Source organism: Alcaligenes sp. 13f (genome assembly GCF_020496585.1).
GTDB lineage: Bacteria > Pseudomonadota > Gammaproteobacteria > Burkholderiales > Burkholderiaceae_B > Alcaligenes > Alcaligenes phenolicus.
On the sequence record NZ_JAHKKC010000016.1, the window covers coordinates 53,024 to 77,724 of the forward strand.

Genomic DNA, 24,701 nt, shown 5'->3' on the forward strand with positions numbered 1-24,701 from the left:
CTCCTTGGCTTTTTTTGGCACTCAAGATACTTGAGACAATTGCTCCGCAACCCAATCAATAAAGACACGCAGCCGAACATTCGTATGTTTGCTGCGATGAAAAGCCACATACAAGGGCATAGGGTCCATCGTCCAATCCGGGAATAACGCGATCAGGCGCCCTGCTTGCACCGCTTCCTTGGCCAAATACGCCGGCAGGCAAACCAGCCCCAAACCCGCTTCACCCGCTGCCAGATAGGCGTTGCCATCATTCACGGCCAAGCCATAACGGCCTGGCAAAGAAACCCGTTCTTTATCGCGACGCAAGGCATAAGGAAACGGTTTGTTCTGATGTTCCCACAGGTACCCCACCATTCGATGTGCAGACCCGTCCAGCTCTTCAGGATGCACAACGGTACCAAACCGCTCCAGATACAAGGGTGCAGCATAGATGGACAGATGCAGCGCCCCCACCCGCTTGGCGATCAAGGACTGGTCCTGAATCTGACCACCTCGAACCACACAGTCCATGCTTTCATCGAGCAGATCTACCGTCTTGTCGCCTACGCCCATATCCAGCTGAATATCCGGGTAGCGTGCGTAGAACGACGGCAAGGCAGGCACCAGCACACGGCTGGCTAAAGGGCTGGGCACATCTACCCGCAAGCGGCCACTGGGCGAAGCCAAGGCTTGGGCCAGATCCCGCTCACTGTCTTCCAGATCGGCCAGCAATTGCACCACACGCTCAAAATAAAGTGCCCCAGCGCTGGTCACACTGACCTTGCGCGTCGTGCGATGCAGCAAGCTCACCTGCAAGCGTGCCTCCAATTGCTGCACCAGATGCGTGGCCCGGGTTCGGCTCAGATGCAAAGCTTGGGCCGCCTTGGTAAAGCTGCCCGTTTCCACCACCTTGGCAAAGGTACGCATCGCTTCGAAACGGTCCACGTATTGTCCCCAATCGGTTGCAGTGATTGTTTGGATTATAGAAATAGTGTTGTCTGCCATCCAGCGTTTATCTGTCCACGCACAAGACCTACAGTGCATAGCTCAATGAACTTCACCTGCCCAGCAGGCACTGGAAAGCATGATGACTACCTTACGCCAAGCCGTCTTCCCCACCGAACGCCAAGCCTTGTATGAGCGTGGTCACTACTCACCGGCGATTCGTTCCAATGGCTTTTTGTTTATTTCTGGCCAGGTCGGCAGCCGCGAAGACGGCTCACCCGAGCCGGACCTGGAACAGCAAATACGCCTGGCCTTTGAGAACCTCAATACCGTGCTGGCCGCAGCAGGTTGCAGCTTTGCTCATGTGCTGGATGTGACGCTGTTTTTGGTGAACCCGGAAGCCAATCTGGAAACCCTGTGGAAGGTTCTGCCGGACTACTGGGGTGATGCGCCCTACCCGGCGTTGACAGGTGTAGGGGTGCCTTGGTTGTCAGGCTTTCAGTTCGAGATCAAGGTAGTGGCGCAACTGCCCGAACAAGCCTGATACGCAAGCTCTTGTCGCCTTTATCGATAGGCTAATCGTGCTAATCGGACTCACTGCCAGGCAATGCAGCTAATACCGCAGCCTGCATACTTTGTGTAAACGCGGTATCGCCCATGGCCCGACTGATCATCCCTGTCCCCAACATGGCGGCAAACAAGAGCATGACTTGCTCTTCGGTCTGCTCGGCACACGCTTGCATGGCAACGCCGCGAAACTGCTCAAACAAGCTTTCTACGCCTTCGCTGTAAATTGCTGTGGTCTGCGCATCCGCAGGCAGGCCGCTGGCCAGGGAAGAAAAGGCCAGGATCGGGCAGCTTTGGGTTTGAGGACGGTGCTTGAAATATCGCCGCATCAAGGCTTGAAACCCTTGCACGGCGTCCTGTTCATAGCGCTGGTTGATACGCTCCCAGGATTCGGAAGACTGGGTAAAAGCAAATCGGGAGGCCTCGTCAATCAAAGCCTCCTTGGAGACAAACTGCTTGTAGAAAGCGCCTGCCGTCAAGCCCGCCTCTTTCATGATGTCCCCGATCGAGACCCCTTCCACTCCATGTTTGCGAAACAGTCGGCAAGCCGTCTCCAGCACACGCTCGCGGTTGCGTTCGGCCTGCTCACGCGAGACACGCCCCATTCAAACCTCCGGACGACGAAAGGCAATCAGCTTGGCAATCAGGCGCTGGCACACCTCATTGTTCTGATTCAGGGTGTGAGACTCCACCACCACCATGCCTCTGTCCGCTTTGGAGCGGGAGGGCTGAATGTCGATGATTTTACTGAGCACATGCAAGACATCGCCAGGGCGCGTAGGCCGTGGCCAATCGATTTGCCCGCCTGCACCAATAATCCCCTGACTGAATACCAGGCTGTCCACCAAAAGCTTCATGGTAATGGCGGCGGTATGCCATCCACTGGCGGCCAGCCCCTGAAAGAACGTGCCCTTGGCCGCCTCTGCATCCAGATGGAAAGGCTGCGGATCGAACTGGCGGGCAAAACTGACAATTTGCGCTTCATCCAGAGCATGTTCTGCGCTGCGAAACTCCATTCCCAGGGCCAGATCCTCAAGATAGACAGGTGCTGTAAGGCTCATCCGAATACTCTCCAGAAAGTGTGTGAGTGCGCGTCGCTGCCCGCGTAAATAGATTATGGATGGCAGCTATCCTTGCACAGCCTTCCTGGAAAATCAAGGATAGATTATGGTCATACTCTATTTTTAAAATGGTAATAATTCTGCTTTTTTTACTGCGGAACAACCCATCCAGACGCTTGAAAGCAGGTGCCTGAACGCCGAAAAACAGTCTAAAAATCAGTTCCTTGCGGCCAGATGAAGGCACAGTAGCCAGTGACACACCCGTCAGGCCACACCCCTGCTACTACAGGGACAATGCATCTTGAATGCTACACACCCCTCCAAAAACCAACGCCTGAGTTTTCTATCGTTCTGCTTCCTGATTACAATCACACTCTTGCGGTTTTGTCGGGACGAACGGTGTTTCATACCCGTCTTTCCTTCCCAGGCACAACCAGTCCTTACCCTGCCCTGAGGCCACAAGCTTGTTGATTCAACAAGTCTTTTGTACCCGCTTCAAGCATGGCTAACCCATTGATTAAGAGGAGATCCTACACCTATGTGCACATTCATTTATGCACTCTTCTTTGGTATAGAGAACGGCTCAAGTTTTCGATTTCGCAGCGCGATAATCTAGACTTGAGCGAAGCATTAACTTACTGAAGGACTTCACTCAGGCCTCAAGAATTATCGTCAGCTTCTATTGACGAGGATGCGCTGTACCCGCGCACCCAAAAAACTTGAGCATGTCATGAGTACTTTACTGTCAGTCCACTCACTCTCTTACGAAACCCTTTCCGGTCCTTTATTCAAAGAAATTGCCTTCACTATCAAGGCCGGAGATCGAGTGGGACTTATAGGCCACAACGGTTGTGGCAAAAGCACCTTAATCAGCCTGCTTTGCGGCGAACTGACGCCCAGGCAAGGCAGTATTTCACTAGCAAACCACTGCATTCTGGCGCGTGTTGAGCAATACCTGCCAGCGGATCTGCACGCCTTGAGTTTGCTGAACGCCGTACTGGCTGCCCTGCCCGCAGAGCAGCACGATACGGATGCCTGGCGCGCAGAAAGCTTGCTTGGCGAGATGGGCTTTCAGGAACTGGACTGGCATACCCAGGTCAGTGCCTTAAGTGGTGGGCAATACACTCGCCTGCTGCTGGCACGGGCCTTGATTACCCAGCCTGATCTGCTCTTACTGGACGAACCCAGCAACCATCTGGACTTGCCTTCCCTGCTTTGGCTGGAAGGCTTTCTAAGCAGTTGGCGCGGCACATTTGTACTAGTCTCTCACGACCAGCGCTTGCTGGATCGTGTGTGCAACAGCACCATTATTTTGCGTGATCGTACGTTGTCTTTTTTCTCTCTGCCCTGCTCGGCTGCGCGTGAAGCGTTGCGCAATCGAGACGAGGCGGATTTGCGTCGTTACCAAGGCGAGCAAAAGGAAATTGATCGCATCGAACAAAGCGCAAAACGCTTGGCCATCTGGGGACAGGTCTACGACAACGAGACCTTTTCCCGCAAAGCCCAAAGCATGGAAAAGCGCCTGTCCAAACTGCGTGAAAACCAGACCGATCTGACGGATGGCACACCCTGGACCTTGCAGCTGCATGGCCTGGACATGAAGGCAGATCGCCTACTGGATATTGCAGATATGGTCGTCAGCCCGGCACAGAACCTGCCTGCTCTCTTTCAAGCCCATGGCCTGCAAGTGCGCAGCGGGGATCGCATCGGATTGGTCGGTCGCAATGGTTGCGGTAAATCCTCTTTATTGCGTCAGCTATGGCGATACTGGCAGGACGAGGCGGACATGGACGGGCTGAAGTTTCACCCGCAATGCCGCATTGGTTACTACGACCAGGACCAACAGCAACTGGATGGTTCCAAGACCTTGCTGCATGCCTTGCAGGACTTTTCGCCCTTGCCGGACGATGTCAGGAAAATGGCGCTGATCAGTGCCGGTTTTCCTTATCTGCGGCATGCACAGAAGGTGGATAGCTTGAGTGGTGGCGAGCGTGCTCGGCTGATGTTTATTGCCCTGTCGCTGGCCAACTATCATCTGCTCTTTCTGGACGAGCCAACCAACCACCTGGATCTGGACGGCAAGGAAGAACTGGCAGAGGAACTGTGCGAATTCAAAGGCGGTTTTATCCTGGTCACCCATGACCGGGAGCTGCTGGAGAAAAGCTGCAATCGCTTCTGGCTGGTGGACGAAGGTTCCTTGACGGAAATGCAGGACTTGACGCAGTTGTATGCCGCTCTGATCCAGACAGATCAGCCAGAGAAATCCTCACCCATCCTCAGTCCGGGCCCAGGGAGCACAACAAGGGCTCAATCAACCCCCTCCAGCGACGACACATTGCTGGAGCAACTGATTGAACTGGAAAGCAAACTGGAGGCTGATCTGGCACGCAAGCCCAAGCATCAAAAGCCTGGCTTGCAAGAGGTCTGGCAAGGGGAAATCCACAAGCTGCGCCAAGCCTTGAACCTGGAGTAATCCAGACCTTATGCCTTGACTGCTCAACAGATTCGGCAAGGCATAAAAACAGCCCCTTGTTGTCAGATTCAACAAGGGGCTGTCAGTATCAGCTGGGCTTCAGTCTGCTAAATCCAGCACCAAGGTCTGCGACATCAAGGACGAACCCTCACGCAAAGGCTCGGGCTCTCCGCTGGGCACAAAGCCGTAACTCTCATATAGCCGGACGGCTGCTTCATTCGTCAGGGTCACGCCTAAGCGAACACAGGCTGCTTGCCTGCTTTTTGCCCATTGCACTGCGGTATCCAGCAGAGCAAAACCCGCTCGCAAACCTCGCGCCGACGGCGCCACCCACATCTGATAAATATCGGCCAGAACGGGCTCTGAGGCAGACAACTTGCACCAGACCAGGCCGCAAGCCTGCCCCTCTTTTTCAGCGAACAAGACGCGGTCCGTCTCGGACGCACAAGCAGCTTGAATCCGCTCCTGCCAGAAATGCTCTGGATGTGTGGACTCCACGGCATAGGTACTCCCAAATGCATCGGGACAATCACGCAAGGCGCCAAGACGCAATGCTTGATACGTGCGCCATTCGCGCGCCTGAGCCGGACGAATAGAGATCACAACACATCCTTTTCAAGAAAAATCTGGCGGCGATCAAGGCCGCACGGCCGTCACCTCCAGCTCGACCAGCCAGCCTGGGTTCACCAGAGCCTGGACCGCCATGGCTGATCGCACAGGCAGATTTGGCTGCTCCTTGGTTCCAAAGTACTTGGAATAGCCTGCCATGAAGCCGTCAAAATCCAACTTGCCGCCCTCCGGAGCAACCAGGAAGGCCTGCATCTTGATAATGTCCCCTACCGACATGCCCATGCCTTCCAGTTGAGCCTTGATCTGCTCCATGATGGACTCGGTTTGCTGCTGCATATTGCCGTAGGCTGCCGTGCTGGCTGCATCAGCCGACTTGTCGCGCACAGCGGGAACGGTACCGCTCAAGTACACCGTGGTTTTACCGGCAGGCACTTCCACTGCCGTCAGAATCGGGAAATCCGAATTGGGAATAGGATGGCGCTTCACATCCTGCGCCAACGCCGGCGCAGCCAGGCTACTGATCAAGGCAGCAGAGGCAAGCATCTTCACGACATTCATAGTTTTCTCCTGATTGAAGGTTCAAAAACCAAGACTTCATTAGGTACAAGCTCTTCCCTAAAGCCTATTTAATTTCAGAAAGCCGCTCTAAAGTTCAGACAGTTATCTTTTGATTCAAAAAAACTGTCTTTCTGTAGTCTGTGCAGCGGGCTGTTATCCAGGCAGCAATCGCATCCACAGAAAATCTCTAAGGAGTCCAAGGCTTAATGCAAAGGCCTCAACAGCAATAAAGCACACAAAGCCAGCATGAAAACAGCGATGCTGCCATCCAGTACACGCCAGGCCAACGGCTGACGAAACACAGGTTGCAGCAACCGCGCCCCATAGCCCAAGGCCAGAAACCAGCTGGCACTGGCCGCACAGGCCCCCAAAGCAAATGCCCACTGCAAGTTACCGGGATAAGGCGTGGACAGACTGCCCAACAGCACCATCGTATCCAGATAGACGTGGGGGTTCAAAAAGGTGAACGCCAGACAGGTCAGCAAGATACGACGACGATTGCGCTCGCTCCCCTGCCCGGCCATCAGGCTTCCTTTACCCGTCCAGGCCCGCTGCGCGGCCAGCAGCCCATACCAGGCCAGAAAAGCCGCGCCACCAAAGCGCAGAACTTGCAGCAAACCAGGCCATTCCTGTACCAACGTACCAATGCCAGCCACGCCCCCCAGAATCAGGACAATGTCGGCCAGCGCGCAGATTGCCACCACCAGCCCCACATGACTACGCTCCAAGCCCTGTCGCAACACAAAGGCATTTTGAGTGCCGATAGCCATGATCAGGCCCGCCCCCGTCAGAAAGCCAGTTGCAACAACAGAGAAGAACATGCCAGCCATCCACAGAATTGAAAAACTGCGTTATGGTGCTGTCATTTACGGTTTAAGAAAAGCTAATTATTCTTCACTTAATTAAGAATAATTAATCAAACAAGCCAATTATGGATCTGCTGCACCCACAACTACGAGCATTTACGGCCGTCCTGGAAGAAGGCAGTTTTGAAGCAGCCGGGCGCAAGCTGTACATCACCACCTCAGCCATCTCGCAGCGTATCAAAGCGCTGGAGGACAGACTGGGGCAAGTGCTGGTCCTGCGCCAGCCGCCTTGTCGTCCAACACCGGCGGGAGAGTTGCTGCTGCGTCGTGTACGGCCCATGCAGGTTCTGGAAGCCGAGGCCGTCGCAGACTTCCTGCCAGAGCAAAATGGCCCACGACGGCCTATCGCCATTGCGGTCAATAGTGACTCGCTGGACACCTGGTTTCTGGAAGCCTTGTCCCGGCTAAGTCAGGAATATGGCTACCTGTTTGATGTGCGCGTGGATGATCAAGACCACACACTGGAATTGATACGCAATGGCTCCGTGCTGGGCGCGGTCACTGCCGAACCTGCCCCCCTTCAAGGCTGCGAGGTGCAGGCCTTGGGCATCATGCGCTATCAGGCCATTGCTTCTCCCGAGTTTGTGGCCCGCCATTTTGGATTGGGAATAGACGCAGCATCCCTGGCTCAAGCCCCCATGATCGTCTTTAACCGCAAGGACGAATTGCAGTGGCGCTTTATACGCCAAATCACGAATGAATCCGTAGCCCCTCCCATCCACTACCTGCCCACCTCCACCGGCTTTGTGAAAGCAGCGGCTTTGGGCCTGGGGTGGTGTCTGGCACCCGACTCCATGGTCAGCGATGCCTTGGCCGCCGAAGAGCTGGCTTTAGTCGCCCCCGGCCTGTGGCTGGATGTGCCTTTGTATTGGCAACATGCGGCTATCCGCTCCGACACCTTGCGCAATATGGGTAGAGCCCTTCAAGAAGCGACCCGCACCTCACTGCTGCCAGCGCCTTCTTGAACAGCTCTTTGAGGTCCGTACGGGGAAACAATGGGTGGAGTTTTCCACTTCAGGAAGATGGCAGAAGTCTGATTCATGCCGGCTCTTGCCACAGACTTGTCGAGAACAGCACTCAGGACTTTCGTTTGGTTCTGGAAGGTCGGGCAAGCTCAGAAATAATGCGCGCCAGCTTCTGCGCCGCTTCCTTCATCTGCTCGGGACTGAATGCGCTCAAACCCAGAATCAGTCCCGAAGGCCCCTGCCCAGCGTGATACATGGGTGAGACGGGACGCACTGCCACGCCTTCCTTCATGGCCCGCTGCGCCACCACCACATCATCAACCGGCGAGGCCAGCCACAAGACGGAATGCATGCCTTGATCGCTTGGCTGCAAGCTGGCCAAGTCACTGGGCAAAACCTCGCGCACAATCTCAAAAAGGTGGTTACGACATTGGGTGTAGATCCCGCGCATACGCCGAATATGGCGCTCCAGATGCCCCTCTGAAATAAAGCTGGCCAAGACATGCTGGTCTGCACTGGGCGGATGCCGATCCAGCAGAACGCGCGCTCCGCAAAAAGCCTGGACCAACTGCGGCGGCACAATCGCATAGCCCAGGCGCAGCGAGGGAAACAACACCTTGCTGAAGGTCCCCAGATAGACCACTCGCTCCGGGTCCAGGCCTTGCAAGGAAGGAAAGGGATGGCCACTGTAGCGGAACTCGCTGTCGTAATCATCTTCGACAATCCAGGCGGACCTATCGCGTGCCCAGGCCAACAAGGCATTGCGCCGCGCCATGCTCATGGGCATGCCCAAAGGATATTGATGCGAGGGAGTGACAAAGGCAAGCCGCGCATCTGCTTGCAAACGTATGCCCGCAGCCACATCCAGCCCCTCTTCATCCACCGGTACACGAACCATACGTTCCGGCGAACCTATCGTATTCAAGATCGCGGTAATACCGGGATAGGCGGGGTTCTCTACCCAGGCAAAATCCTGCCTGCCCATCAACACCAGACAAGCCAGAAACAAGCCCTGCTGTGTACCCGTCGTCACAATGACCTGCTCCGCCTCGCAGCGCACCGAGCGTGACCGGCGCACGTACTCTGCAATAGCCTCTCGTAATGGCAAGGCGCCTTGAGGGTCCCCATAACCACCCGGCGCGCCCTGACCATGGGCCCGCAAGCGATTCCCCAAGCGTCGCCAGATGGGGCCTGGCGCGGCGGCACCCAAGGGGATCGACACGGCAAACGGGGCAGAGGGCAAAGGCTGAAATTGAGCCGCAACCGTATTGAATGGCTGGGCGGCAAGTGGTGCAGGCTGGGCAGGCAGCGATGCCGCCCTGCGCTTCTTCGGCCTTGTTTCGGGATTGGCCAGCGAGTGAGCGATGTAAGTACCTACGCCCAGCGAGGACTCCAGAAAACCTTCGGCAATCAGTTGCTCGAAAGCCTCTACGACCGTGCCACGGGCGACACCCAAAGACGCTGCCAAGGCTCGTGTGGAGGGCAAAGATTCACCCGGCTTGAGCGCACCGTTTTTTACTGCTTCGCGCAACTTCTGCGCCAACTGACGGCCCAGGCCCCCTGCACTTCGGTCCAGTTCGCCAAGGGAAGGAATCTTTGGATTATGAGCAGTACGAGACATGAATTGTGGTCCATAAAAATAGCGCCAAACTGGTACAGATCAATGATCCAGAATAGACCAATAATAGACACATTGATCCTGAATCCCAAGCCAAGAAAGACAACGATGTATATCCCCGCTCACTTCAATGAATCCCGGCCTGAACCACTGCACGAGCTGATCGCCCAGCATCCCCTGGGCATTCTGGTCGCCCATGGCAAAAGCGGATTAAGCGCGAATCACCTGCCCTTCATGCTGCATCCCCAGGAAGGTGCACAAGGAGTACTGCACTGCCACGTCGCCAGAAACAATCCCGTCTGGCAAGACCTGGAAAACGGTGACGAAGTGATGGTGATATTCCGTGCAGGAGACGCCTACATCTCCCCACAGTGGTTCCCAAGCAAACTGGAAACACACAAGCAAGTCCCGTCCTGGAACTACATCGTGGTACACGCCTATGGGCGAGTAAGAATACGCGATGAAGAACGCTATGTTCGCGGTGCCGTGGCACGTTTGACCCGCATCCACGAAGCCAGCCAGCCCGTGCCCTGGAAGATGACGGATGGCCCCAAGGACTATATCGACGCCATGCTGAAAGCCATTGTCGGAATTGAAATTGAGATCACTCGGCTGATCGGCAAAACCAAGCTGAGCCAGAATAAGGAGGCTCGGGATGTGGAGGCCGCATCAGCAGCATTAATCAGCCAGGGAGATCATTTCATTGGCAGTGCGATGCAGGCGGTGGCAGCAGAAAAACGGGCACAAGAGGCCAAGAAATAAGCAAGGTGACGGCCAACTGCAAAGTACAAACCACCCCGCTCGGACTATCCCCTTATTGCTACTTATAATGTGACATCGTGCACCGGGACACCCTCCCCCCTTCCTTCCCCGGTGCATTACAAGGTCAAGAATATGAGAAGTGATAGTCGGCTCTCCCGCATGCTGCATGTTTTGCTGCACATGGCCAGGCACGATCAGCCATTTACCTCCGAGCAAATCGCCACCATGCTCAGCACCAATCCCGTGGTCGTCCGACGCACCATGGCCGGCTTGCGCAAGGCGGGCTACGTGCGCTCCGAGAAAGGGCACGGGGGCGGCTGGACGCTAAGCTGTGATCTGCAAGAAGTCACGCTGCTGGACATACACAAGGCGGTTGGGGGACCGCGTATCTTCTTTATCGGCCACGAGAACGAGAACCCAAGCTGCGGTGTCGCCAAAGTGGTTAACGCCGCCTTGGGCGATGTGCTCAAGGAAGCGGAAGCCCTGGTCATGCAAAGGCTGGAAGCCATCCCCCTGGCAGAGCTATTGGCCGAGTTTGAGCAGCTCTATAAGGCAGAAATGGCAGAGCTGGACAGGAAAATAGCGGAGCAATAATCCGCAGGCTCTGCTTGGTTCAGGGCAGGATCAATACAAGAGCAAAGGTTGAGCAATTAGGCCTGATCATCCGCATAGGCTACCCAACCCCGGAACGAGAGCCCAGCATAGAACAAGGCTGGTGACGAGAACCCGGCCTCCCGCAACAAACCCTCTTCCTCCTGCGGGCTTAACAGCGTCAAATGCCGGGCCATATTTGATGCAGAACTTATCGCTTCCGCCGTAGTTTCCGCCCCTGTAGCAAAGGCGATGGATCGGGCTAGCCAGTCCTCAGTTGCCCCCTCCTCTGACCGACAATGATGAGCCACGATAAGCGCCGCCCCCGGCTTCAAGCGTGCGCGCAAGGACTTCAACAGCGACAAGCGCTCTGCTTTTGACAAGAAATGCAGAGTCAGCAGACAAGTAGCACCATCAAACAGCTTCAGCGGTGCATCGTCCACATAGCCTGGTATCAAATCCACTTGCGACCCCAAAGGCCCTAGCACCTGGGCCGCCAGATCCAGCATGGCTTGCGAAGGATCGACTCCCACGAAAGACCAATCCGGGCGGGCTTGCACAAAGGACTTCAACTCCAGCCCACCACCTGCTGCCAGGACCAGAATCCTGGCATTGCTCGTTACCCGTTCGGAAAGCAGGATCAAGGCCATGCGATGAAGATCATGGAAGCCAGGAATGCGCTGTGGTGTTGTATCGGCATACCGGGCGACCAAGGCAGGATCGCTAAAGGGCTGGACGGAAGTGGGTGTTTTCATTGAAATCCTGAGCGGGTGGTAAGCAATGGCATGGGTACACCCTATGCCATTACTCGGTCTGCGTGGAGTTTGGCGCTGGACGTTACTCTGGCCTCATGCAGCCTTTTCAGAGCTGGCTCCCCCCTGCTCCGCCAAGCCGTAAATCAGGGAGTGATGTGCCCCACCCGCCGCCATTACCCCCGCGGCGGCTGCGAGGGTGGCATTAGCCATGGGACTGGCAGCATCACCCGCCGCAAACACACCCGGCACGGACGTGTGCTGCATGGGGTCCACAGCAATAAAAGACCCCGTAGGGCCCGCTGTCAGCTTGCAACCCAGCTGTATGGCCAGGTCACTGGCCAGCTCTGTTTTGGGCGCTACAAACAGGCCGGAAATAGCCACGATTCTGCCATCCTGCAAACGCACTGCCTCCAGCCCAGGCTTGCTTCCCAACAGCTCTGCAATCGGTGTCTTTTCGATCTGCACGCCACGCGCTATCAGTTGGACTTCCTGCTCTGCACTCGGTGTAAATGCAGCTTGAGTAAACAAAGTGGTCGGCCCCCAATCTGGCACCAGCATGGCTTGATGTATAGCCAGCTCGCTGCTGGCCAACACACCCAACGGCTGCTGGTTCAGCTCAAAGCCATGGCAATAAGGACAATGCAGCACGCTGCTGCCCCAACGTTCCTGCACACCGGGAATATCAGGCAAGCTGTCCTTGACGCCAGTGGCCAGAATCAGGCGACTCGCACGGATGGTCTGGGCGTCCTCGGTCAATAGCTGAAACCCACCCTCAATGGCATGAACCTCCACAGCACGCCCGGCTCGCTGCTCGACCGTTTCGTACTTCGCAAGCTGAAGTTTTGTCGTCGCCATGATGGCCGCCGGAGCCTGCCCATCCTGCCCCAGAAAACCATGAGAGGCCTGGGCAAAGCGATTCCGGGGCTGTCCCGCGTCCAATAAAAGTACGCGCCGCCGCGCCCGACCCAATTGAATCGCCGCAGCCTGACCCGCAAAACTGCCACCGACGATGATGATGTCGAAGTCCATAAATTCACCCTCTCTTTAACGTATCTTTTCATGTTACGTATTAGAGAAAAGCAGGTCAACTCATGAAACTATGTTTGTTACGATTTTGATTCGGGAATAGGAAGAAAGGCGTTACGCCATGCCGAACACAGCGCAACGCATATAAAGAATGCCGTTCAGGCAGCGGCCTCGGCTACCGCTTTGCGCACGGCTTCACGCGCCCCTACCCGCTCCAGATAAGCACTTAGTTTGGGAAATTGGCTCATATCGACTGCATCCCCCTCCAGCCAACCACCTACTGTATACAGATAAGCATCAGCTACGCTGAACTGATCGCCCAACACCCAGGGACCCACAATCAAGGACTCCAGATAAGCCGCACAAACCGTCATGTTCTGCGGCACCTTGGCGCGCATGGCTTCTTCCGCCGCTGGATCATCTGCCCAACGAGAGCCACGGCGCTTATGTGCGTGGGCCACATGCACCGTGGACGCCAGATAGCTATGCAGCTCCTGCATACGGGCGAATCCAAAAGGATCATTCAAAGGCGCCAGCTTGGCATCCGGAAAGCTCTGCGCCACAAAAGCCAGCAAAGCCGGAGTTTCCGTCAAAGCCCCCTGCTCTGTCACCAGTGCCGGCACACGCCCCTTGGGATTGACGCGCAGAAACTCCGGGCTTTGCTGTTGATTCGCACCAAAATCCAGCTTGACCACATCAAAGTCAGCCCCTGCTTCATGCAGTGCAATATGAGTGGCAAGCGCGCAGGTCCCTGGCGCGGAATAGAACACCCAACGAGACATGTCGATCTCCTTTTGTCCATAAAACGAAAGGATCATTATGACGCTGAAGCCTTGTTGGGCAAGCAGAAAACAAAAAACCCAACAGCCGTTAAGCTGTTGGGTTTCTTGGGATATCTTGGTGGAGTCGGGGGGAATTGAACCCCCGTCCGCAAGCCGTCCACAGACAGTTCTACATGTGTAGTCAATTAATTTTAAGTTTTAACCTTGGACTGTGCCAATTGACAGGCCTTTCCTTGGCGATCCACTAAGTTTTAGAACCGGACTTCGTGGCGCAGGCCGATTCGATTCTTTGTAAATAACACTGCTGTAGGTTGCCCTACCTAACCCAAAGACAAATTAGTGCAGTGGCCCAGCCTTAAGCGGCTAGAGCGAAACGCTCGTCGTTGGCGTTTGTAGTTTTCCAGTGGATTTACGAGCGTACTGGTGCTCGACACGCCCTGATCTGCTTCTTGACCCACGTCGAAGCCATGTCGACCCCATGTGGATTAGCAACCATATCACATCGGCTACAAAATGTATAGCACCTGGTGCTAGAATAACCCTCTTCCGCGCTCTGGCTGAGTCCTCGCCAGAGCGTTTTTCACGTACTTCACGCCTACCCATTTGTTTGGAGTCGCTTTTCATGGCCCATCCCGCCAATCAAGCCAGAGGCCCATTAGGCTTTATCCTGCACGGCAGTCTTGTTACTCAAATTGTGATCGGTTTGGTCGCCGGTATTTTGCTGGGACGCTTTGCTCCCGATGCCGCGCACTCGATCGCCCTGCTGGGCCAATTATTTGTCTCTGCCTTGAAGTCGGTTGCGCCGATTCTGGTGTTTGTTCTGGTGATGTCTTCCATTGCCAACCAAAAAGCCCAGTCCTCCACCCGCATGGGTCCTATTTTGCTCTTGTACGTGCTGGGCACCTTCCTGGCTGCACTGATTGCCGTAATCGCCAGCTTCGCCTTCCCGGTCAAGCTCTAGCTGGATCTGGCCGATGCCACCTTGAACCCTCCTGGCAATATCGTTGAGGTATTGCTGGATCTGCTGACCAGCATTGTGGTGAACCCGGTTGATGCCTTGCTCAATGCCAACTACATGGGCATTTTGGCCTGGGCTATTGCTCTGGGTCTGGCGCTGAAACACGGCTCGCAAGGTTCTCGCGACCTGCTGACCGATATGGCCAATGCCGTGTCGTCCTTGGTGCGCCTGGTCATTCGCTTTGCACCGCTGGGTATTTTTGGTCTGGTAGCAGTCACTATTGCCGAGTCCGGCTTTGATGCGCTGCGCCAATACGGTTTGCTGCTGCTCGTGCTGGTAGGCTGCATGTTGGTGGTGGCTCTGGTCATCAACCCCTTGATCGTGTTTGCCAAGCTTCGTCGCAACCCCTACCCGCTGGTATTCACCTGCCTGCGTGAAAGCGGCATCACAGCCTTTTTCACCCGCAGTTCTGCCGCCAACATCCCCGTGAACATGGCTTTGTGCGAACGCCTGGGCCTGCATAAAGACACCTACTCGGTTTCAATTCCACTGGGTGCCACCATCAATATGGCCGGTGCTGCCGTCACGATTACCGTCCTGACGCTGGCTGCGGTGCACACACTGGAAATCCCGGCTGACCTGCCTACCGCCCTGCTGCTGAGCCTGGTGGCTACCATTGCCGCTTGCGGTGCATCGGGCGTTGCTGGTGGCTCTTTGCTGCTGATTCCACTAGCATGCAATATGTTCGGTATTTCCAACGATGTCGCCATGCAAGTGGTTGGCGTAGGCTTTGTGATTGGGGTGGTGCAAGACTCGGTAGAAACGGCCTTGAACTCCTCGACCGACGTGCTGTTTACCGCTGCGGCAACACTCGAACCAGGCCGTGCCTGATTTGATATCTTGACGCACAAGGGGCCAGCCATTCAGGCTGGCCCTTTTTGTAGGCCGATCAAGCAACGCCTGATTGCCTCAGCCCAAGTACCCGCCGCCATGCTTGAGTGCGCAGGCACTCAATGCTTCTGCAATCAGACTCTTACCAAGGAATCTTCGTGGATTTAGCCAGCCTTTCTCTATATATCGTTGCAGTATCGGCCGTCACTATCATACCGGGTCCCACCATGCTGCTTGCCTTGAACAATGGTGCACATGGCGGCAAACGGATCGCAGCATGCGGTATTGCGGGTGCGGCGCTCTCGGACCTGATTCTGATTGCTGCTGTCGGCTGTGGACTGGGCGCGCTGCTGCTTGCCTCCGAGCAGCTTTTCACAGTGGTGAAGTGGATAGGTGCGGCGTATCTGCTCTATCTGGCCTATGGTCTCTGGCACGCTCCGGTCGGCTCTATCCAGACAGACACTCCCACGGAAAAAGTTCGGACGGGTCGCGCGGCTTTTCTGCGATCTTTGCTGGTTGCCCTGTCCAACCCTAAAGCGCTGCTGTTCTTCTCTGCATTTTTGCCGCAATTCATTCGTCCGGAAGAAGCGATTGCCGTTCAGTACATCACACTGGCCTTGGTCACAGCCCTGATTGATATGGCTTTAATGACTGTCTACGCCGTGGGTGGCCATCACGCCATGCGGCTGCTTTCCGGCAAGGCTATGCGTTGGTTGAACCGGGCTTGTGCTGGCATGCTGGCAGGTCTGGGTATTGCGTTAAGTCTGTATCGACGCGGTAATGTCAACTGAAGATCGCAACCTCCAAGGAAAACAAGGGACCTGAATCGGTCCCTTTTTCTTATGTGCTGCAAGCCAGTCTTGCCTACCACAAGACTGCACCTCACCATCCGTGACGCTAGAGCAACAGGCCAAACGACAAACCGCAAACCCGTGCCAGGTCCTTTCACCCAGCGCCATGTTCAGGCTGATGGGATCGTATATCATCATTCAGATGGCCACCACGAATAGCCTGCTATGGGTTCAGAACAGCCATGTCCTCACAAATTCCGGTTTGCCCCAGCGGCCAGCAGCCCAGCCTGAACCGGCACGATTTCCCTTCACCCCGAATCAACAAGGAGCCAAGATGAAGCGTATCTATTTAGCGGGTCCTGATGTGTTTTTCAGCGATGCCACCGAGCGTGCCAAGCTGCACAAGCAATTGGTACGAGACTTTGGCTTCAAGCCCTTGCATCCCGTTGATCAGGAAGAGATCGAGGCCTCGGCTATCTACCACCATAATATTCGTCTGCTGGACCAAGCCGATGCGGTTCTGGCCAACATCACGCCCTTTCGAGGCGCAGAGATTGATACCGGCACCGCTTTTGAAATCGGTTACGCCGTAGCCCAGGGCCTGCCTGTTTTTACCTACCGCTCTACCGCCGATACCGTTCTGGACACCGTACGCGAGCACTACAGCCCAGTTGTGCTGGACCCGGCCAGCCAGATCTGGCGTGATCGCAATGGTGCGCTGATCGAAGACTTTGGCCTGCCCTCGAACTTGATGGTGGCGATCAGCACGGAGTTTGTACACGGTTCCTTTACGGATGCCCTGATCGCCGCACAGGATTATTTCAAAGCTATTGGCTAATTCATTTTCGGAAAAAATACTGCTGATTAATCAATCACAAGCAGTCAAACAGAGTCAAAATTAAACGGTTTTCAGGGAAATTAAACGCATCTTGTACTCAGGTATGATGTGAACTTGAAATTCCCTGCCCGTACACAGGAACCACAATTGGTTCCCCGCCGCACCCGCTTTTCCTGAATCAAAAAAACAGGGCTATGCCCAGCACCATGCCAGACACCAGCAACATCTCTTTTCTTGATCGTGTACGCGCCATTCTTAGTGATCTCCCCGCCTCCGAGCGACGTCTGGCCCAATTCACACTGGATTTCTCGGGTGATTTATCCAGCTACAACGCCTCGGAACTCGCCAGTCTGGCCCAAGTTTCCAATGCCACTGTCACACGTCTGATCCGTCGTCTGGAATACGCCAACTACGAAGCGGCACGCAAGCAGATTCGCACGGAAAGAACGGATGACTCCTTCACCTCGGTCCACCAGCCGCTATCTCCGGGCGAGGCCGCCTTGCACTCACACTTGCAGGAAAGCTATAGCAAGCTGGGCAATACCTATCGGCATCTGTCCCATTCTGTTCTGCAGGAAGCCAGTCAGGCCATCAGCCGTGCGCGGCAGGTTTGGCTGGTGGGTTTACAGGCAAACTACTTTCTGGCCGGGCATTTTTACTGGCATTTGTCCAAACTCATGCCGGGCGTACGGCTTATCCCCGGAGCGGGGCAAACCGTCTCCGACTACCTGGCCGACATTCAGCACCAGGATGTCGTGATTGTTTTTGATTTGCATCCACGCCCCAGCCACATGCCGGAGCTGATCGGACGCCTGGAAACACGCTGTGCGGACATCGTGCTGATCACCGACCAGGATTACAAAGAGCGGCCCAAAACCCGCTGGCCCCTTCCCTGCCAGCCTGGGCCTGAAGCGCTGCCTGATAATTCGGTGGCCGTTGCCAGCCTGTCTCATCTGCTGCTGTCCGAAATACTGAAAGTACGTGGCGCTGATCGCCGTGATGAATCAGAACAAGAACTGGCCACCGCTGACGCGCTGTTTTGAACTAACAAAAAACTCCCTTCTCAAGCTCTGCAAGCTACTCAGAGCAGAAGAGACCAGCTCTTGTGCCTGTGCGTCTCCTGCATCATTTTCCCCGCCCAGCTAAACCAAGGCTCCAAAATCAGAGCCTTCTCCTCCCTCATCTACGACCAAAGTCGCCTGTTGGGAAAAGTTGATTCGTTCTATACATGCTGTACACAGAGCGCCCTCAAGCGCCAACTCTCTGTACACGCCGTGTTTAGAGAGCCTCGATGCCAAGAATCATCAAACCCCATAAGGAGACATAAGAATGAGCTCAGCCAATACTGTCGTGACGGCAGTAACTCAGCACCCTGCCTATCAAGAACTGCTTAGAAGACGCAACCGCATGAGCCTGATTTTTTTCGGCTTGACCGTGATTGTGTACGCCGGTTTTATCTTGACCCTGGCCTTTGACCCCGAACTTTTCAGCCGTTCTGTCGGTTCCATGACCATGACCATTGGCGTACTTAGCGCCGCCATTGTGCTCATTAGTGCCGTCGTCCTGGTGTCCACCTTCGTCTACATTTCCAACAAGGTGTATGACCCCTTGCTGGCTCAAATCATGAAGGACGTGACATGAAGAAACTACTTCTGAGCCTGGGCCTGTTTGGCATGGCCAGTGGCAATGCCATGGCAGCCTCTTCCGGCCAGGCCAATACCTCTGCCATTGTGATGTTCCTGATCTTTATTGCCGGGACCATGGTCATTACCTGGTGGGCGGCCCGCCGTACACGCACCACGTCCGACTTTTACACCGCTGGTGGCGGTTTGACCGGCTTTCAAAACGGCCTGGCAATTGCCGGGGACTATCTGTCCGCCGCTTCTTTCCTGGGGATTGCGGGCATGGTCTACGTCAGCGGTTTCGACGGCATGATTTACGCCATCGGCTTCATGTTCGGCTGGCCGGTTGTGATGTTCCTGATTGCAGAGCGCCTGCGCAATCTGGGCCGCTACAACTTTGCCGACGTCACCTCGTTTCGCCTGTCGCAAAACCCCATGCGGATTCTGGCGGCCAGTGCCTCCCTATTGATCATCGCCCTGTACCTGATCGCGCAAATGGTCGGCGCTGGCAAGCTGATCGTGCTGCTGTTTGGTCTGGACTACAACGTGGCCGTCGTCATCGTAGGTTCACTGATGATGATTTACGTCACCTTTGGCGGCATGACAGCCACCACCTGGGTGCAAATCATCAAGGCCGTACTGATGCTGTTCGGTGCCACACTGATGACGATTCTGGTTCTGGCTGCGTTCTACTGGGATGTCGATGCCATGCTGGCCGCTGCCGTGGAAACACACCCTACCGGACACGCCATTCTTGAACCCGGCGCAGCTGTCAGCAGCAACCCGCTGAACGTGCTGTCCCTGGGTATTGCCCTGGCCTTCGGTACCGCAGGTCTGCCGCATATCCTGATGCGTTTCTTTACCGTGGCCGATGCCAAGGAAGCCCGCAAATCCGTGATCTACGCCAGCAGCTTTATTGGCTACTTCTACCTGCTGACCTTCATCATCGGTTTCGGTGCGATTGCCTTGCTGGTCAAGCATCCCGAGTACTTCCAGACGGGTCCGGACGGCTCCTTCAACATGCTGACCAACCTGATTGGCGGCACCAATATGGTGGCGGTGCACCTGGCCAATGCAGTAGGCGGCAACCTGTTGCTGGGCTTCCTGGCAGCAGTTACCTTCGCCACGATTGTGGCCGTGGTTGCAGGCTTGGCCTTGGCCGGTGCCGCCGCCATTTCGCATGACCTGTACGCCAACGTCATTGCCAAAGGCCGCGCCACCGAAAAAGACCAGATGCGCATTTCGCGTATCTCCACAGTGGTGTTGGGTGTGCTGGCGATTTTGCTGGGCATTATCTTTGAAAACCAGAACGTCGCCTTCATGGTGGGCCTGGCCTTTGCCATTGCCGCCAGTGCCAACTTCCCGGTTCTGGTGCTGTCGATCGCCTGGCGTGGTTGCACCACACGGGGCGCCACCATTGGCGGCTTCCTGGGCCTGGTCACCGCCACGGTGTGGGTGGTCTTGAGCAGCACGGTGTGGGTCGATGTATTCGGTTTTGCCGAGCCCATCACCCCCTTCCCTAACCCCGGCATCCTGTCCATCCCACTGGCTTTCTTCTCGATCTGGCTGTTCTCGACCCTGGATAACAGCGCCCGCGCTACCCAGGAACGCGAAGCCTTCGAGGCTCTGACCGTACGCAGTCAAACCGGCATTGGTGCTGCCAGCGCCAGCGCTCACTAAACCTTTTCAACGCTGACTTAATCAGCACGCAGGGACAAAAAACAGGGCATTTCGGTGCCCTGTTTTTACTGATGTGCAGCTCATCCTGGCAGGCACCATTACAGATACTTGAACATGGCATAATCCCCACATGAATGAACTGCTCATTGCTGACGATCACCCACTATTTCGTGAGGCGTTACGAGGCGTCGTCGCTAACCTGTTTCCCGGCACGGCCATCTACGAAGCGGATCGTATCTCCAATTTGTATCCCCTGGTCGACGACCATCCTGACGCCGATCTGCTCTTGCTGGATCTGGATATTCCAGGGGCAATCGGTTTCAGCGCTCTGGTCCATTTACGCGCGACCTACCCCTGCCTTCCCATCATTCTGGTCACCGCCCATGAAGAGGCACGCTTCATGCGCCGCGCCATGGATCACGGAGCCATGGGCTTCATCCCAAAATCCATTGATGCACAGACGCTGGGCGTGGCCCTGCAGGTGGTTCTGGATGGTGGCACCTGGTTGCCGGAAATCGGCTCTTCCTCTCCGGGCATCAGCCTGGACGAACGGGAGGTCGCGGCGAAATTGCGCGAGCTGACACCGCAACAATTTCGCGTTCTGCAGATGCTTAGTACCGGACAACTGAACAAGCAAATTGCCTACGAACTGAATGTCTCGGAGGCCACCATCAAGGCGCACATGACCGCCATCCTGCGCAAGCTCGGTGCTTCCAATCGCACCCAGGCGGTCTTGATGGCCAGTCATCTTGGCCTGAACCAGGACGAATCCCAGGACGCTAATACGTTTTAATTTGCGCGGCCAAAAAAGCTCGCAGTGAAGCGGGCTTTACCGGCTTGGTCAGCACCAGATAGCCATATTGTCGAGCCGCTGCTTTCAGCTCGTCGCTACCATCCGCCGTCAACAAAGCGCCTTGCGCATGGGGCAGATGCAGACGCAATAGTTGCAGTGCCTGCAAGCCGTCCAGCCTATCATGCAAGTGATAATCCACCAGCAAGACATCGGGACTCAAGGCAATTTTCTCCAAAGCGCTATCTACCGTGTTGGCGGTGATAATTTGTGCTCCCCAACGCCCCAGCAGCACTTCCATACCCGCAATAATATCCAGATCGTTATCCAGACACAGCACACGCAAGCCTGTTAAAGGCAAGCCATCGGCAGGCTTGCTGGACTCGTTATTTTGCTGACTGCTGGCCTGCGTAGCGTCACTCAAAGGAACGCGAATGGAGAACATGCTGCCACGCCCCACTTCGGATCGCACATCCAGCGTGTGCCCCAGCAAGACCGCAATACGTTGGCAAATGGACAGGCCCAAGCCCAGGCCACGGCCATCCCAATCGAAGGCTTGTTCATAGCGATGAAACTCCGCATAAATCTGCTGAATATGATGTGGCGGGATACCTTGGCCTGAGTCCCAGACCTGAAACTCCAGCTCCTCGCCCCGGACACGCACGCCAAACACCACTCGTCCTTCCTGGGTGTAGCGCAAGGCATTGGCCAGGAAATTCTGCAGCACGCGCCGCAACAGACGATGGTCGCTATACACCTGCAAAGGTCGAGCATGAATCCGCAACTGGATACCACGTCGTGCAGCCATAGGAGCGTATTGGTCTGCCAAATGCTGCAGCAGATGCTGCACATTGATCACGCCCAGATCCGGCTTCAAGGCTCCGGCATCCAGACGGGAAATATCCAGCAGGCCTTCCAGCAATTCCTCCGCCGTACGCAAAGAGGTATCGACTCGTTCGGCCAGATTGGGCATCTCCGCCAGGTCATGCGTATCGCGCAAGGCCGCCGCAAACAGACGTGCCGCGTTAATCGGTTGCAGCACATCGTGGCTGACGGCCGTCAAGAATCGGGTACGAGACTCCTGAGCTTTTTCCGCCTCCTGCGTACGCACCGCGACACGCTGCTCCAGGCTGTCGTTCATCTCCCGCAGCTCGCGCTCCACGCGCTTGTAGTGCGTAATATCGCTATAGCTGGTGACATAACCGCCGCCCGGCAAAGGCCGCCCCCGCAGCTCGATCACCTGCTTGTCATTCAACATACGCTGAGTCACATAGGAAGAGCCTTCGCGCATGAACTGAATACGACGCTCTATAGCTTGTTCCACCCCTATGCTTTCCACGCCATCGACCTTGCCCCGCTCGGCATTAAAGCGAATCAGATCCGCCACGGACCTCCCCACGTACAACATGCTGGGCGGGTAATCGAATAACTGCTGATAGCGCTGGTTCCAGGCGACCAGCCGCATGTCCGCATCCACCACACTGACACCCTGATCAATGTTCTCCAGGGTGGCCAGCAAAATATCCCGATTGAAACGCAGTTCCTGCCCCGCCTCATCCAGCACGGCCATGATGGCAGCCACCTCCATGCCCGAACCACGCAAGGCGCTGGTCAGCACCAGGCGCGCGGACGCGGCCCCCACCGCAGCTGCCAGCAATAGCTCCGTGAAATGCACCCAGGAACTATCCGCCCGCAAACCAGGCTCCAGCGATTGCTTGGCCTGTCTGGCCTGCGTTTCAAAAGCCCGCTTCGCCATTTTTTTACCAACGATACGCTCTGCCAAAAGCAGCAAATCCTGGACCGACAAATCCCCATAAGAATGACGGGCCGCCAAGGTCTGCCGCTCCGCATAAGGATTAAGAAACGGTTCGGCCCGCAAGCGCTCTCCCAAGCCCGGACGCCGGCGCCAGGACACCCACAAAAAGGCGCTGATATTGCACAGCAGGGACCAGAAAGTGCCATGTGTCAGCGGGTCCCAGCCCTCTACGCCAAAAAGTTGATAAGGGCGCAGCCAGGACAGGCCAAATGGCCCGTGATACAACCAATCATCCGCCAGCCAGCCCACCTCGGTCAGCGTCGGCAAGAGCAAGGTGTAGACCCAGATGGCAAAGCCCAATAGCAGTCCGGCCTCTACGCCCTGTCGACTGGCACCGCGCCAATACAAACCACCAATCAAGCCCGGCCCAAACTGCGCAACCGCCACAAAGGCCATCAGCCCATACGCGGCCAGGGTCGTATCGCTGCCACTGAGCATGTAATAGCCGTAAGCCACACCCGCCAGCGCCATGATGGCGACACGGCGTATCCATAGCACTGTGGAGGCCACCGTACTTTGCTGATACTGCGCCCAGCCACGACGCAGCAACAAAGGCATCACCAAGTCATTACTGACCATGGTTGAGAGCGCCACACTGGTCACAATGACCATGCCAGTTGCAGCCGAAAAACCGCCTATGTAAACCATCAAGGCCAAGCCAACCTGGTTTTGCGACAGGGGCAAGGCCAGCACAAAACTGTCCGGCGCCACGCCCTCGCCCCCGACGCCAAACAGGCTGACACCTGCCGCAGCAATCGGCAAGACCATGACGCTGACCACCAGCAGATACGCCCCAAACAACCAGCGCGCCCGCCGTATATCCACCACGTCACCACATTCCACAATGGCCACATGGAACTGACGGGGCAAACAAATAATCGCGGCAAAGGCCAGCAAGGTTTGACCGACAAAACCCACCGGCGGACTGTTCTCGAACAGTGTGCTGACGGCCCCCACCATATTCAGTTCAGTCTTGCCAAACCAGCGAAAGGCGAACAGGCCAACCGCCACCAAGGCCACCAGTTTCACCACGGACTCAAAGGCCACGGCCAGCATCAAACCCGGTCTATGCTCGGTCGCGTCCACCTGGCGTGTTCCAAACAGAATAGAAAACAAGGCCATCAAAATCGCGACATACAAGGCCGGATCACCAAACAGCCCGGCGTGAAACTCGGTCCCGGCCAGCACACTCAAACTCAAGGCCACCGCCTTGTATTGCAGGGCCAGATACGGCACGGCCGCCACCACGGCAATCCCCGCCACCATGGCCGCCAAGCGCTGCGAGCGCCCATAACGACTGGCCATGAAGTCCGCAATGGAAACCGTGTTCTGGGATTGAGCCACCAGCGCCAGACGTTCAATAATCCGCCAGCCAAACAGCAGCATCAGCATGGGGCCAAGATAAATAGGCAGAAAACCAATGCCATAGCGCACGGCTGACCCGACCGCGCCGTAAAACGTCCACGACGAACAGTACACAGCCAGGGCCAGGCTGTAGACCGTAGGTCGCAACCAGGGGCGCTGGGTATACAAAGGATTCCTGTCCCCGAACCAGGCAATGGCGAACAAAATTGCGGCGTAAATCAACGAGGCCAACACCACCCAAGCTGGCGTCATCTGCACTGTCTCCTACTTTGGTATAACGCGATGATTTTTCTCGCGATTGTGAGTAATACTAAGACAGTTCCAGCAGGATCTGAGCTCGGAAAACTAGGGCTTATCACCTATACCCAATTTGATTTTCAGGACGGATCTCCTGGGGCAGGCAGCACCCGCAGCATCATGAGCCACGGCGAG

22 protein-coding genes, 1 other RNA gene and 1 pseudogene are annotated in these 24,701 nt (G+C 55.9%); 12 read left to right on the top strand and 12 right to left on the bottom strand.

Features of this window, described 5'->3' with window-relative positions; genetic code table 11:
• Positions 1-21: 21 nt before the first annotated feature.
• Entirely contained in the window at positions 22-924 is a 903-nt protein-coding gene (locus tag KOE80_RS14235; protein WP_226349399.1) for a LysR family transcriptional regulator, read from the bottom strand.
• Between the two features lie 142 nt (positions 925-1,066).
• Here KOE80_RS14235 and KOE80_RS14240 point away from each other — a divergent pair, with 142 nt between their 5' ends.
• Positions 1,067-1,468, top strand: a complete 402-nt coding sequence (locus KOE80_RS14240; RefSeq protein ID WP_022983255.1) for a RidA family protein — start codon at positions 1,067-1,069, stop codon at positions 1,466-1,468.
• 40 nt (positions 1,469-1,508) lie between these two features.
• Here the strand turns inward: KOE80_RS14240 and KOE80_RS14245 are convergent, their stop codons facing one another.
• Positions 1,509-2,096, bottom strand: a complete 588-nt coding sequence (locus KOE80_RS14245) for a TetR/AcrR family transcriptional regulator (RefSeq protein WP_088450381.1) — start codon at positions 2,094-2,096, stop codon at positions 1,509-1,511.
• On the bottom strand, positions 2,097-2,552 hold the full coding sequence (locus KOE80_RS14250; protein ID WP_035274486.1) for a MaoC family dehydratase: 456 nt from the start codon (positions 2,550-2,552) through the stop codon (positions 2,097-2,099).
• Between the two features lie 730 nt (positions 2,553-3,282).
• Here KOE80_RS14250 and KOE80_RS14255 point away from each other — a divergent pair.
• Complete coding sequence (locus KOE80_RS14255) at positions 3,283-5,025, top strand: ABC-F family ATP-binding cassette domain-containing protein (protein ID WP_226349400.1); 1,743 nt, start codon at positions 3,283-3,285, stop codon at positions 5,023-5,025.
• A 99-nt stretch (positions 5,026-5,124) separates the two neighbouring features.
• On the opposite strand, the gene KOE80_RS14260 is transcribed toward KOE80_RS14255, so the two are convergent.
• From KOE80_RS14260 to KOE80_RS14270, 3 genes are all read right to left on the bottom strand, one after another.
• Complete coding sequence (locus tag KOE80_RS14260) at positions 5,125-5,628, bottom strand: GNAT family N-acetyltransferase (protein ID WP_083053328.1); 504 nt, start codon at positions 5,626-5,628, stop codon at positions 5,125-5,127.
• Between the two features lie 33 nt (positions 5,629-5,661).
• Positions 5,662-6,153: a RidA family protein gene (locus KOE80_RS14265; protein ID WP_009456291.1), complete on the bottom strand. Its 492-nt coding sequence runs from the start codon at positions 6,151-6,153 to the stop codon at positions 5,662-5,664.
• 203 nt (positions 6,154-6,356) lie between these two features.
• Positions 6,357-6,974, bottom strand: a complete 618-nt coding sequence (locus KOE80_RS14270; RefSeq protein WP_009456290.1) for a LysE/ArgO family amino acid transporter — start codon at positions 6,972-6,974, stop codon at positions 6,357-6,359.
• Positions 6,975-7,084: 110 nt separating this feature from the next.
• On the opposite strand from KOE80_RS14270, the gene KOE80_RS14275 reads away from it, so the two are divergent.
• On the top strand, positions 7,085-7,984 hold the full coding sequence (locus KOE80_RS14275; RefSeq protein ID WP_137430193.1) for a LysR family transcriptional regulator ArgP: 900 nt from the start codon (positions 7,085-7,087) through the stop codon (positions 7,982-7,984).
• Positions 7,985-8,096: 112 nt separating this feature from the next.
• On the opposite strand, the gene KOE80_RS14280 is transcribed toward KOE80_RS14275, so the two are convergent.
• A complete protein-coding gene (locus KOE80_RS14280) occupies positions 8,097-9,605 on the bottom strand; it encodes a PLP-dependent aminotransferase family protein (RefSeq protein WP_226349401.1) in 1,509 nt (502 codons plus the stop codon).
• Between the two features lie 105 nt (positions 9,606-9,710).
• On the opposite strand from KOE80_RS14280, the gene KOE80_RS14285 reads away from it, so the two are divergent.
• On the top strand, positions 9,711-10,364 hold the full coding sequence (locus tag KOE80_RS14285; protein ID WP_226349402.1) for an FMN-binding negative transcriptional regulator: 654 nt from the start codon (positions 9,711-9,713) through the stop codon (positions 10,362-10,364).
• 132 nt (positions 10,365-10,496) lie between these two features.
• Entirely contained in the window at positions 10,497-10,958 is a 462-nt protein-coding gene (locus KOE80_RS14290; protein ID WP_060185299.1) for an Rrf2 family transcriptional regulator, read from the top strand.
• 56 nt (positions 10,959-11,014) lie between these two features.
• Here the strand turns inward: KOE80_RS14290 and KOE80_RS14295 are convergent, their stop codons facing one another.
• From KOE80_RS14295 to ssrA, 4 genes are all read right to left on the bottom strand, one after another.
• Positions 11,015-11,710, bottom strand: coding sequence for a class I SAM-dependent methyltransferase (locus tag KOE80_RS14295; protein ID WP_060185300.1), 696 nt, complete (start codon positions 11,708-11,710; stop codon positions 11,015-11,017).
• 93 nt (positions 11,711-11,803) lie between these two features.
• Positions 11,804-12,739, bottom strand: a complete 936-nt coding sequence (locus tag KOE80_RS14300; RefSeq protein WP_226349403.1) for an NAD(P)/FAD-dependent oxidoreductase — start codon at positions 12,737-12,739, stop codon at positions 11,804-11,806.
• A gap of 155 nt (positions 12,740-12,894) precedes the next feature.
• Positions 12,895-13,518: a glutathione S-transferase family protein gene (locus KOE80_RS14305; protein ID WP_226349404.1), complete on the bottom strand. Its 624-nt coding sequence runs from the start codon at positions 13,516-13,518 to the stop codon at positions 12,895-12,897.
• 116 nt (positions 13,519-13,634) lie between these two features.
• Positions 13,635-13,996, bottom strand: a transfer-messenger RNA (tmRNA) gene (gene ssrA, locus KOE80_RS14310).
• A 144-nt stretch (positions 13,997-14,140) separates the two neighbouring features.
• On the opposite strand from ssrA, the pseudogene sstT reads away from it, so the two are divergent.
• From sstT to KOE80_RS14345, 7 genes and pseudogenes are all read left to right on the top strand, one after another.
• A pseudogene (gene sstT / locus KOE80_RS14315) lies at positions 14,141-15,367 on the top strand (serine/threonine transporter SstT).
• Between the two features lie 158 nt (positions 15,368-15,525).
• Entirely contained in the window at positions 15,526-16,158 is a 633-nt protein-coding gene (locus KOE80_RS14320) for a LysE family translocator (protein ID WP_226349405.1), read from the top strand.
• 334 nt (positions 16,159-16,492) lie between these two features.
• Entirely contained in the window at positions 16,493-16,996 is a 504-nt protein-coding gene (locus KOE80_RS14325; RefSeq protein ID WP_009456284.1) for a nucleoside 2-deoxyribosyltransferase, read from the top strand.
• 194 nt (positions 16,997-17,190) lie between these two features.
• Positions 17,191-18,039 (top strand): MurR/RpiR family transcriptional regulator, encoded by an 849-nt coding sequence (locus tag KOE80_RS14330; RefSeq protein WP_226349406.1) that lies wholly within the window; start codon positions 17,191-17,193, stop codon positions 18,037-18,039.
• A 286-nt stretch (positions 18,040-18,325) separates the two neighbouring features.
• Positions 18,326-18,637, top strand: coding sequence for a DUF485 domain-containing protein (locus tag KOE80_RS14335; RefSeq protein ID WP_009456280.1), 312 nt, complete (start codon positions 18,326-18,328; stop codon positions 18,635-18,637).
• Complete coding sequence (locus tag KOE80_RS14340) at positions 18,634-20,298, top strand: cation acetate symporter (protein WP_088450403.1); 1,665 nt, start codon at positions 18,634-18,636, stop codon at positions 20,296-20,298. Before KOE80_RS14335 ends, KOE80_RS14340 begins: the two co-directional genes overlap by 4 nt.
• Positions 20,299-20,428: 130 nt before the next feature.
• Positions 20,429-21,091 (top strand): response regulator transcription factor, encoded by a 663-nt coding sequence (locus tag KOE80_RS14345; RefSeq protein WP_035272636.1) that lies wholly within the window; start codon positions 20,429-20,431, stop codon positions 21,089-21,091.
• Here the strand turns inward: KOE80_RS14345 and KOE80_RS14350 are convergent.
• Entirely contained in the window at positions 21,078-24,521 is a 3,444-nt protein-coding gene (locus KOE80_RS14350) for a PAS domain-containing hybrid sensor histidine kinase/response regulator (RefSeq protein WP_226349407.1), read from the bottom strand. The genes KOE80_RS14345 and KOE80_RS14350 overlap by 14 nt on opposite strands.
• Between the last annotated feature and the right edge of the window lie 180 nt (positions 24,522-24,701).